We start from the raw sequence: 11,669 nt of genomic DNA on the forward strand, positions 1-11,669 counted from the left end.
CCGCCAGCGGCCGTGCTACTTCCGCAGCCGAGCGAGGTTGGCCTCGCAGCGCACGGCGCGGAAGTAACCCTCCCGGTAGCCGGCCGCAGTGGGGTGCAGGTCGTCCGGGGCCGCGGACCCGGTGAAGGTGATCCACGGGTCGGGTGATCCAACGCCATGCCCGGCGAATTCGTCGACCACGTCGACGTAGGTGAACCCTGCGGCGGTGGCCCTCGATTCGATGACGCGGTTCAGGACGTCCGTGGCGTCATTGAACAGGAGCTGCGCCTCAGCGGGAAACGGCGCCGGGCCGGAAAACCCGGGCGAAAACAGGTGGGGGTAACCGGTCACGACCACGTTCGCGTTGGGGGCGGCGGCCCCGAGCTGGGCATAGACGGCGTCCAGGCTCGACGCGACGGTCGTTTCCGCGTCCTCCCGGCTCCTCTGGATCGCCCGCCGGCACGCCTCCAGCGGCTCGGTGGCACAGAGGCCGGCGACGACGCCGAAGCCGGCGTCGTTCCCGCCGACGGACAGGGTCACAAGATCGGTTCCGGCGTCGAGGCTGTCCTCGGCCGTCAGCCCGGCGATCTGTTCGGGCACATCGACCGCCCCGCCGGGCACCACGGCCGCGGTCGCGCCCGCGCAGGTCGCGTCCGCGGTGAGTTCGACCCGGCTCGTGGCATCGAGGAGGCCGGGAAGGCCCAGCGGGGAGCGGCCACATTCGGTATAGGAACCGGCGCCGAACCCCGAGGCATAGGAATCACCGATGGCCACGTAATCGACCGGAGCCTCCGGCGCCGCCGTCGCCGGCCCTCCGACGGGAGCGGCGGCGAGCACCACCGTGAGGGTGGCAAGCACTGTCAAACGGATCCTGGCTGGGGTGCGGTGAGTGCCCATGCCCACAAGCTACTCCCCGTGCGGCTCCACGGTTCCGATCCGTCCCAAAATCCGGTTCATTACGCCCACGGGCCCCGCCGGAGGGCGGAGCCCGGCAGTCCTCAGGCGTTGACGACGAGCCCCAGTTCCGCGCTGGAGGCAAGGGTGGCATGCCGCGGAAGCACCCGGACGGTGTAGCCGAATGAACCGGAGTGCTCGATCCGGGTGTCCCCCGTGAAGAGGTACCGTCCGCTGCCCAGGTTCTCGGCGACCCGCAGTTCGGCCAGGCTCACATCGCTGAGCTCGTCGTCACCGGCGGCCCTGCCGTATGCGACCTCGACGGTGACATCCGAGGGGTCGAGGTTGCCGAGGGCCACGTAGGCGTTGACGGTGAGCGAGTCACCGATCTGGGGGTCCTCGCTCACGCCGAGCGAATCGACGTGCTCCACCTGGACGGCGGCCCAGCCGCCCTGGATCCGGGTGCGCCACGCCGCGGTGCGCCGGGCCAGGGCGTAGTGCTCCTGGGAGGCGTCCCGCCCGGCCCGCCAGGCCGGCTGGTACAGGTGGCCGACATAGTCCTGAATCATGCGCTCGGCCGAGACGGCCGGGCCGAGGGTCGCCATCGTGTGCTTGATCATGGCGATCCACTGGTGCGGGATGCCGTCGTGCGAAGGCTCCGACGGGCCGGCCGATCCGGCCGCGGCGGCCGTAACCGAGCCGTAGAACCGCGGTGCGACCTGGTTCTCGAGGAGGTCGTACAGCGCCGCCGCTTCGATGTCGTCGCGCTCCTCCGAGGAGGCCCCGTTGTTCGCCGTGGGGATGGACCACCCGTTGTCGCCGTCGTACATCTCGTCCCACCACCCGTCGAGCACCGAGAGGTTCAGCCCGCCGTTGATCGCCGCCTTCATGCCCGAGGTGCCGCACGCCTCCAGCGGCCGCAGCGGGTTGTTGAGCCAGACATCGCAGCCCGGGAACAGGATGCGTGCCATCGCGATGTCGTAGTTGGGCAGGAACACGATGCGGTGGCGCACCTCCGGATCATCGGTGAAGCGCACCATGTCCTGGATCATGCGCTTGCCCTGCTCGTCCGCCGGGTGCGACTTGCCCGCGACGACGAGCTGGATCGGGTGCTCCGGGTGCAGCAGGAGCGCCTTGAGGCGCGCGGGATCGCGCAGCATGAGGGTCAGGCGCTTGTAGGTGGGGACGCGGCGCGCGAATCCGATGGTCAGGACGTCGGGGTCGAGCACCGTATCGGTCCAGGCCAGCTCAGCGTCGGCGGCGCCGCGCTTCTTCCAGGAGGAGCGCAGGCGGCCCCGCACGTCGTGGACGAGGTTGGAGCGCATGTTCCGCCGCAGGTCCCAGATCTTCTCGTCGGCGACGTCGTACACGCGCGCCCACTGCGGGTCGAGGACGGAATCGGCGCCGAAGTTCTCGCGGGCGAAGTCGGCGATCTGCGGGTCGACCCATGAGGGCACGTGGACACCGTTGGTCACCGACGTGATGGGCACCTCATGGGTGTCGAACCCCGGCCACAGTCCGGAGAACATGCCGCGGGAGACCTCGCCGTGGAGTTTCGAGACGCCGTTGGCCCGCTGCGCCAGGCGCAGGCCCATGACGGCCATATTGAACTTCGTCGGGTCGCCGCCCCCGTAGTTCTCCGCTCCGAGGGCGAGGACCTTGTCGGTCGGGACGGACGGCGCCAGGCCCGCGTTGAAGAAGTGCTCGATCTGGGCGCGCTCGAAGCGGTCGATGCCTGCAGGCACCGGGGTGTGGGTGGTGAACACGGTGGAGGCCCGGCCCGCGGTGAGCGCCTCCTCCCAGCTCATCGGCGACTCGCTGGCCGGATCCATCAGTTCGCGGATCCGTTCGATCCCGAGGAAACCGGCGTGGCCCTCGTTGGTGTGGAACACCTCGGGCGCCGGTGCGCCGGTGAGGCGCTGGAAGATGCGCAGCGCCTTGACGCCGCCCATGCCGAGCAGGAGTTCCTGCTGCAGGCGCTGGTCCCCGCCGCCGCCGTACAGCCGGTCGGTGACCGTGCGCGCCGCCTCGTCGTTGCCGGGCAGGTTCGAATCAAGCAGCAGCAGCGGGACCCGGCCGACGTCGGCGCGCCAGATGTGCGCGATCAGCTGGCGCCCGTTGGGCAGCGGAAGGACAACCCTGGCCGGCGTGCCGTCCTCCTCACGCAACATCGTGAGGGGAAGCCCGTCCGGGTCGAGCACGGGGTAGGTCTCCTGCTGCCAGGCGTCGCGGGAGAGGGACTGCATGAAGTAGCCGGCCTGGTAGAGCAGGCCGACGCCGACCAGGGGCACCCCGAGGTCGGAGGCCGCCTTGAGGTGGTCGCCGGCGAGGATGCCGAGGCCGCCGGAGTACTGGGGCAGCACCGCGCTGATGCCGTATTCGGGGGAGAAGTAGGCGATGGAGCGGGGAGCGTCCGCACCGAGCGACTGGTACCAGCGCGGCTCGGTCAGGTAGCTCTCGAGGTCGGCGCCGAGTTCCTGGATGCGGGCGACGAGCTCCTCATTGGCCGCGAGCTGCTGCAGCTTCTCCCGCGTGACCGATCCCAGGAACGCCACCGGGTCCCGGTCGCTCGCCTCCCAGGCCGCAGGGTCGATGTCCTCGAACAGGCGCGTGGTCGGCAGGTGCCAGGACCAGCGCAGGTTGCCCGCCAGCCTGCCCAGCGGGGCGATGCTCTCGGGGAGGACGGTACGGACTGTAAACCTACGGATTGCCTTCACTTTGGTTACGCTAGCGCACTTGCGTTCCAACGGGGGAGAGGTCGGTGCAACCGCTTACGTGATCGCCGAAGATATCGCAGTGTTACGACAAGCCCCCTTAGCATTTCGTTCCAATACTCGCTAACGTGCTGTGGGTGACCCTATCTAGCGAACTACCACGTCAAGGCACGTATGCGGAAGGGCTGCGGTTCGGCCGCATCCCCATCACCGGCGTCAGCCCCGTCATCGAAGGCGGACAATTCCCCGCGAAGGCCGTGCCCGGCGCGGACATCGTCGTCGGTGCGACAGTGTTCCGCGAGGGCCACGACCAACTGGGTGTTTCGGCCGTGCTCTACGGGCCGGACGGCGCCGAGGTGCAGCGGATCCGGCTGCAGCCGGTGGGCGCGGGCCTGGACCGCTGGCAGGGCCTGCTCCGCCCCACGGCGCTCGGGCTCAACACCTTCACCATCGAGGGCTGGTCGGACCTCTACGGCACCTGGGTCCACGACGCGACCGTGAAGATCGCAGCGAACGTCGATGTCGAACTGATGCTCGCCGAAGGGGCCGCCCTGTTCACCCGGGCCGCCGCCGACCGCAGCCCCCGCGACGCCGAACTGTTCCGCCGCACCGCGGCCGCCCTCGGGGACACGGCATTCAGCGTCGAGGAACGGCTCTCCGCCGGCAGCACCCCCGAGATCCTCGACGCCATCGAGCGCGAGCCGATCCGGGCCCTGGTGAGCCTGTCGAAGGCCTACCCTCTCCTCGTGGAGCGCGACCGGGCCGGGCGTGGAGCCTGGTACGAATTCTTCCCGCGCTCCGAAGGCGCCGTGTACGACGCCGCCGCCGCCCGGTGGGTCTCCGGCAACTTCCGCACGGCGGCCGAGCGCCTCGACGCGGTCGCGGCCATGGGCTTCGACGTCGTCTACCTGCCCCCCATCCACCCGATCGGGGAGACACACCGCAAGGGCCCCAACAACACCCTCACCGCGGCCCCGGGGGATCCCGGTTCGCCGTGGGCCATCGGATCCGCCGACGGCGGCCACGACGCCATCCACTCGGACCTCGGCACCTTCGAGGATTTCGACGCGTTCGTGGCCCGGGCCGCCGAGCTGAACCTCGAGGTCGCCTTGGACTTCGCGCTCCAGGCCTCCCCGGACCACCCCTGGGTCACCGAGCACCCCGAATGGTTCACGACCCGAGTGGACGGCTCCATCGCCTACGCGGAGAACCCGCCGAAGAAGTACCAGGACATCTACCCGATCAACTTCGACAACGATCCCGTCGGGCTGCCGCAGGAAATCCTGCGGATCGTGCTGCTGTGGGTCGACCACGGCGTGAAGATCTTCCGCGTCGACAACCCGCACACCAAGCCGGTCCAGTTCTGGGAGTGGCTCATCGCCCAGGTCAACGCCAAGCACCCCGACGTCGTCTTCCTCGCCGAGGCCTTCACCCGGCCGGCGATGATGCACGCCCTGGGCCGCGCCGGGTTCCAGCAGTCCTACACCTACTTCACGTGGCGGAACACCAAGACGGAGATCGAGGAATACTTCACCGAGATCAGCAAGGTCTCGGCGCCGTACTTCCGTCCGAACTTCTTCGTCAACACCCCGGACATCCTCACCGCGTTCCTGCAGTTCGGCGGCCCGGCTGCCTTCAAGATCCGCGCGGTGCTCGCGTCGATGGCAAGCCCGCTGTGGGGCGTGTATTCGGGCTATGAGCTCTTCGAGCACGTGGCCCGCCCAGGCGCCGAGGAATACATCGACAACGAGAAGTTCGAATACCGTCCCCGCGATTACGCGGCGGCCGAGGTCGAGGGGCGCTCCCTGGCCCCCTACCTGACCCGGCTGAACGCGATCCGGCGGGCGCATCCGGCCCTGGGGGACCTCGAGAACCTGACCGTGCACTCAAGCACCGACCCGTCGACGGTGGTGTTCTCCAAGCACAAGGAGACCGAGAACGGGAAGGACACGCTCATCATCGTGGTGAACGTCGACCCGCACAGTGCCCGTGAGAGCACCGTCTCCCTCAATCTCGACGCACTGTCGATCGAGCCGGCCGACCTCAACGAGGACGGCACGTTCCGCGTCGACGACCTCCTCACCGGATCGAGCTGGAACTGGGGCGAACATAATTACGTCAGGCTGGACGCCCACGTGGAACCGGCACACATTCTTTACGTCAGGAGGAAGCACTAGTGCCCAACCCCTTCCAACTCAATGCACCCGGACTTGCGCACGACCCCCACTGGTACCGCAAGGCCGTCTTCTACGAAGTCCTGGTGCGGGGATTCGCGGACGCCAACGGCGACGGGTCGGGTGACTTCTCCGGGCTGATCGAAAAGCTCGACTACCTGCAGTGGCTCGGCGTGGACTGCCTTTGGCTGCCCCCGTTCTTCAAGTCGCCCCTGCGTGACGGTGGCTATGACATCGCCGACTACTACGACGTCCTCGATGAGTTCGGCACCATCAGCGACTTCAAGCGGCTGGTGGCCGAAGCGCATGCCCGCGGCGTGCGCGTCATCATCGACCTGCCGCTGAACCACACCTCGGACCAGCACCACTGGTTCCAGGAGTCGCGGCGCGACCCCGAGGGCCCCTACGGCGACTTCTACGTCTGGAGCGACACCGACGAGAAGTACCAGGACGCGCGCATCATCTTCGTGGACACCGAAGAGTCGAACTGGACCTTCGACCCGGTCCGCCGCCAGTTCTTCTGGCACCGCTTCTTCAGCCACCAGCCGGACCTCAACTTCGAAAACCCGAAGGTCATCGAGGCGATCTTCAATGTGGTGCGGTTCTGGCTCGACCAGGGCATCGACGGGTTCCGCGCCGACGCCATCCCCTACCTCTTCGAGGAGGAGGGCACCAACTGCGAGAACCTGCCCAAGACGCACGAGTTCCTCAAGGACCTGCGCGCCATGGTCGACGAGAACTACCCCGGACGGGTGATCATCGCCGAAGCGAACCAGATGCCCGAGGAGGTCGTCGAATACTTCGGGGACGAGACCGGGGCGGAGTGCCACATGGCGTTCCACTTCCCGATCATGCCCCGGCTCTTCTACGCGCTGCGCGACCAGAAGGCGGCGCCCATCATCGAGACGATGGAGGAGACGCCCGCGATCCCCAGCGGAGCCCAGTGGGGAACCTTCCTGCGGAACCACGACGAACTCACCCTCGAAATGGTCACCAATGAAGAGCGCGAGGCGATGCTCGGCTGGTACGCCCCGGACTCCCGGATGCGCGCCAACGTCGGAATCCGCCGCCGCCTGTCGCCGCTGCTCGACAACTCCCGGGCCGAGGTTGAACTGATCCACGCCCTGCTGCTGTCCCTGCCGGGCAGCCCGTTCCTCTACTACGGGGACGAGATCGGCATGGGGGACAACATCTGGCTCGAGGACCGGGATGCCTCCCGCACCCCGATGCAGTGGAACCCCGACCGCAACGCCGGGTTCTCCACGGCCGATCCGGGCAAGCTGTACCTGCCTGTGGTGCAGTCCCTGGTGTACCACTACAACCACGTCAACGTTGAGGCGCAGCTTGCCACCTCCAGCTCGCTGCTCCACTGGATGCGCCAGATGCTGGCCGTCCGGCGTGCCAACCCGGCCTTCGGCCTGGGTGACTACCGCAACGTGCCCACCGAGGCGGAATCCGTCCTCGCCTTCGTCCGCGAGGTCCACGAAGGAAACTCCGAGGGCGAGCGCCCCGAAGTTGTGCTCTGCATTTTCAACCTCTCCCAGCACCCCGTTGCGGCCAACCTGCACCTCCCCGAGTTCGCGGGCAGGGGCCTGCGGGACCTCTTCGGCGGGATGCCCTTCCCGGCCTTCGCCGAGGACGGCAACATCACCCTGACCCTTGGAAGTCATGCCTTCTACTGGCTCCGGTTGCGTTCGGCCAGCTCGAACAGTGCATCGCCCCACACCGCGGCGATGCCCGTCATACCTATCCCGGAGGCTATTAAGTAATGGGAACCCACACGCCTTTCCTTCCTGAAATCCTCAACGAATGGCTTCCGGCGCAGCGCTGGTTCCCGGCCCGGGGCAGGGACATCTCGCTCACTGTGGTGGGTGGGACGGTCCTTGAGGACCCAACCGGCCAGGCCGCACTCGAGGTGAATTTCCTCGCTGTAGGCTCGGGACGGCGGACCGACGTCGTGAACGTGCCGCTCAGCTACCGGGCGGATCCGCTGCCGGAGGCAGCCGCAGGGCTCCTCGGGCAGGTCCAGCACCCGGAGCTGGGCAAGCGCTGGGTCTACGATGCAACCCACGACCCCGCCTTCGTAGGCGCCTGGATCGAGCTGATCCGCAGCTCCGGCGCCACCGCCGACGGACGGGTGAGGGGTCTGGCCCTCGAAAGCATGCCCGCCCCAACCGCCGGTGTTCAGATCAAGGTGCTGCAGGGCGAGCAGTCCAACACCTCAGTGGTAGTCGGTTCCGGCCCGGGTTCGATGATCGTCAAGTTCTTCCGCGTGCTGGCAGCCGGGGAGAGCCCCGACGTCAAGGTCAGTGCCGAGCTCACCGCCGCCGGATGTCCCGACGTCCCCGCAACCTTCGGCTGGGTGAGCGGTGAATGGCAGCAGCCGCACACCGAACCCGGAACCCACGTGACCGGGCACCTGAGCGTACTCCGCGACTTCATCGAGGGAAGCACGGACGCCTGGCGCGTGGCCGCCCTTGCAGCCTCGGAAGGCACTGACTTCAGCGCCGAGGCGCGCGAGCTCGGCGCAATCGTCGCGCGGGTCCATAGGCAGCTTGAGGAGACCATCGGCAGCAGTCCGGCCACCCCCGCCGAGCAGGCGGCCTTCAAGGACGCCCTCACCCGGCGGATCGAGTGGGCGTGGGCCGAAGCCGGCGAATCCGTCGGACCGTTTGACGACGAGGTGGAGGCCGTTCTCGCCCAGGTGCGGGCGCTCGACACTCTTCCCGCCCTGCAGCGGATCCACGCCGACCTCCACCTCGGGCAGATCCTGCGGGCGCCGGACGGATCCTGGCTCGTGCTCGACTTCGAGGGTGAACCCCTCCGACCCACGGCCGAGCGGAGCGTCCCGGACGTTCCGCTGCGCGATGTCGTCGGCATGGTGCGTTCCCTCGAATACGCCGCCGCGTCCCGTGGCGCATCCCCCGAGGGATCGGACAAGGCCCGCGCCGGCGAGCAGTGGGCCGCCGCGGCGACCTCGGCGTTCCTCGCCGGATACGCCGCCGAGGCAGGATACGAAATCGACACGGCCTCGCCGCTGTTCCGGGCGCTCTGGCTCGACAAGGCACTCTACGAGGTGGTTTACGAGCTGCGGAACCGGCCCGAATGGGTCCAAATGCCGGCCAGGGATGTGCGCCACGCCCTGACCGGCCGGCCGATGGCCGAACCCGTGGGCGCCATGGCCGCCGCCGGGGCCTCCTCCACCTCCGGCCGAGCACCCGGGACAGCTGCGGAGCCCCCGGCTGCGCCTCCGGCTCCGACCGGAAGCAACTCCGGTGCCGGCTCCGCGCCGGCCGCCGGGTCGCCCTCCGGAGCCGGTGCGACGTCCCCGCCCGTGGTTCCCGCCGGCACTGCAACCGGGACCGCCAAGGGTTCCGCGGCGCCCTCCGGTCCGCCGGTCGACCCAACCCCCATTCCCGTTCCCACGGACGTCCTGCAGCAGGTCTCCGAGGGCACGCACCATCAGCCGCACGCGGTGCTCGGTGCGCACCTCGACGATTCCGGGACCGTCACCATCCGCACCCTCCGCCGGCTGGCGAGCTCTGTCGTCGTCGTGACCGGCGGCGGGCGCACGGAACTCACGCACGAGCACAACGGCGTCTGGGTCGGAACGGTCGCCGCGGAAACGCCGGGCCATGTTCCGGATTACCGGCTCGAGGTCGCCTACGGCGGGGAACCCCAGCTGGTGGACGATCCCTACCGGTTCCTCCCGACCCTCGGCGAGATCGACATGCACCTCATTGCCGAGGGCCGGCACGAGACCCTGTGGACTGCCCTGGGCGCCCACGTCCGGCATTACTCCTCGGTGCTCGGGGCCATCGACGGTGTCTCCTTCGCCGTCTGGGCGCCCAGCGCAAGGGCGGTGCGGGTCAAGGCCGACTTCAACGGCTGGGATGGCAGCGTCCATGCGATGCGGGCACTCGGCAGCTCCGGTGTCTGGGAGATCTTCATCCCGGGTGCCCGGGCAGGCGCCGTCTACAAGTACGAGATCCTCGGCAGCGATGGACACTGGCGCGAAAAGGCCGACCCGATGGCCCGGGGAACCGAGGTTCCTCCGCTGACCGGTTCGCGCGTGGTCGAATCGCGCTACGCCTTCGAAGACGACGCCTGGATGACCGAGCGCGCCGCGAAGGATCCCCACAACGGCCCCATGAGTGTCTACGAGGTGCACCTCGCCTCATGGCGCGTTGGCCTGAGCTACCGTGACCTCGCCGAGCAGCTCGTCGAGTACGTCACCTGGCAGGGATTCACCCACGTCGAGCTCATGCCCGTCGCGGAGCACCCGTTCGGCGGTTCCTGGGGTTACCAGGTCACGTCCTACTACGCGCCGACGTCGCGGTTCGGGCACCCGGACGACTTCAAGTACCTCGTGGACAAGCTGCACCAGGCCGGCATCGGCGTCATCATGGACTGGGTTCCGGCGCATTTCCCGAAGGACGAGTGGGCGCTGGCCAAGTTCGACGGCGGCACCCTCTATGAGCACGGCGATCCCCTGCTGGGCGAGCACATGGACTGGGGAACCCTGATCTTCGACTTCGGACGCCGGGAGGTGCGCAACTTCCTCGTCGCCAACGCCCTGTACTGGCTTGAGGAGTTCCACATCGACGGGCTGCGGGTCGACGCCGTGGCATCCATGCTCTACCTCGACTACTCCCGGGAGGAAGGCCAGTGGCGGCCCAACCGCCTGGGCGGGCGGGAGAACCTCGAGGCCATCTCCTTCCTCCAGGAAGTCACCGCGACCGCGTACAAGCGGGCGCCGGGCATCGTCATGATCGCCGAGGAATCCACGGCCTTCCCGGGCGTCACCCGGCCAACGAGTGCCGGCGGCCTGGGCTTCGGGCTGAAGTGGAACATGGGCTGGATGCACGACACCCTCCAGTACATGGCCGAGGATCCAATCAACCGGTCCCACCACCACGGCAAGGCGACGTTCTCGATGGTGTACGCGTACACCGAGAACTTCCTCCTCCCCATCAGCCACGACGAGGTTGTGCACGGCAAGGGTTCCCTCCTGCGGAAGATGCCGGGGGACCGCTGGCAGCAGCTGGCCAACGTGCGGGCCTACCTTGCGTTCCAGTGGGCCCACCCCGGGAAGCAGCTCATCTTCATGGGTTCCGAGTTCGCGCAGGAGTCCGAATGGGCGGAACAGCACGGCCTCGACTGGTGGCTGTGCGACACCGCTCCGCACCGTGGCGTCCAGGAACTGGTGCGCTCGCTCAACACCGTCTACCGGGAAACTCCGGCGCTCTATGCGCGGGACAACGAGCCCGCCGGTTTCCAGTGGATCGATGAGAACGACGGCGGACGCAATACGCTCTCGTTCGTCCGGTGGGACCATCAGGGCAACCCGCTGGTGTGCATCGCGAACTTCGCCGGCGGCCCGCACGAAGGCTTCCGCGTCGGCCTGCCCTGGGCGGGGGAATGGGCCGAAGTCCTGAACACCGACGCCGAGCAGTTCGGCGGGTCGGGCGTCGGAAACGGCCCCATCACCGCCCTCGAAGGCGCCCACAACGGGCAGCCTGCCTACGCGGATGTCCGCGTTCCTCCCTTGGGCGTGCTCTACCTGATGCCCAAGGCGGCGGGGGAGTAAGGCGCCCCGAACCTCGGCCGGGCCCCCGCAAGGGGGCCGGCTGAGGTTTACATTCCGCGCCGAAGGGTGCTAGTGTTTATATCCGCGCTGATCGAGATTCTCGGTCGGATGGCGACCACAAGAACGGTAGGGAACGGGATCTGTCGATCCTCGAACCGGCCGGTTGGGGGGTCCAGCTGGAGACAGCCGGAACGGTGGGAGCCGGCCGATTTGCGGGGATGGGTTGGTGCGGGTAAGCTTGTAAAGTTGCTCCGGAGCGATGATGGCCTGGTTTTGCGGGTTGTTTGGTGCCGGTAGTGCCTGTTGTTTGAGAACTCA

Annotated in this window: 5 protein-coding genes; 3 read left to right on the forward strand and 2 right to left on the reverse strand. The window is 68.2% G+C overall.

Annotation, left to right across the window (positions count from 1 at the left end; translation table 11 throughout):
- Positions 1–15 precede the first annotated feature (15 nt).
- A complete protein-coding gene (locus ACX80W_RS08430) occupies positions 16–876 on the reverse strand; it encodes an SGNH/GDSL hydrolase family protein (RefSeq protein ID WP_459282229.1) in 861 nt (286 codons plus the stop codon).
- Positions 877–977: 101 nt separating this feature from the next.
- Positions 978–3,590 carry an alpha-glucan family phosphorylase gene (gene glgP / locus ACX80W_RS08435; protein ID WP_459282231.1) on the reverse strand — a complete coding sequence of 871 codons (2,613 nt, stop codon included), beginning with the start codon at positions 3,588–3,590 and terminating at the stop codon, positions 978–980.
- Positions 3,591–3,724: 134 nt separating this feature from the next.
- On the opposite strand from glgP, the gene ACX80W_RS08440 reads away from it, so the two are divergent.
- The 3 genes from ACX80W_RS08440 to glgB are packed head-to-tail and all read left to right on the forward strand — an operon-like array spanning position 3,725 to position 11,351.
- Positions 3,725–5,764: an alpha-1,4-glucan--maltose-1-phosphate maltosyltransferase gene (locus ACX80W_RS08440; RefSeq protein WP_459282233.1), complete on the forward strand. Its 2,040-nt coding sequence runs from the start codon at positions 3,725–3,727 to the stop codon at positions 5,762–5,764.
- Positions 5,764–7,530 carry a maltose alpha-D-glucosyltransferase gene (gene treS, locus ACX80W_RS08445; RefSeq protein WP_459282235.1) on the forward strand — a complete coding sequence of 589 codons (1,767 nt, stop codon included), beginning with the start codon at positions 5,764–5,766 and terminating at the stop codon, positions 7,528–7,530. Before ACX80W_RS08440 ends, treS begins: the two co-directional genes overlap by 1 nt.
- Complete coding sequence (gene glgB, locus ACX80W_RS08450; protein WP_459282237.1) at positions 7,530–11,351, forward strand: 1,4-alpha-glucan branching protein GlgB; 3,822 nt, start codon at positions 7,530–7,532, stop codon at positions 11,349–11,351. Before treS ends, glgB begins: the two co-directional genes overlap by 1 nt.
- Positions 11,352–11,669 lie beyond the last annotated feature (318 nt).

This window comes from Arthrobacter melezitosi, from assembly GCF_054511055.1.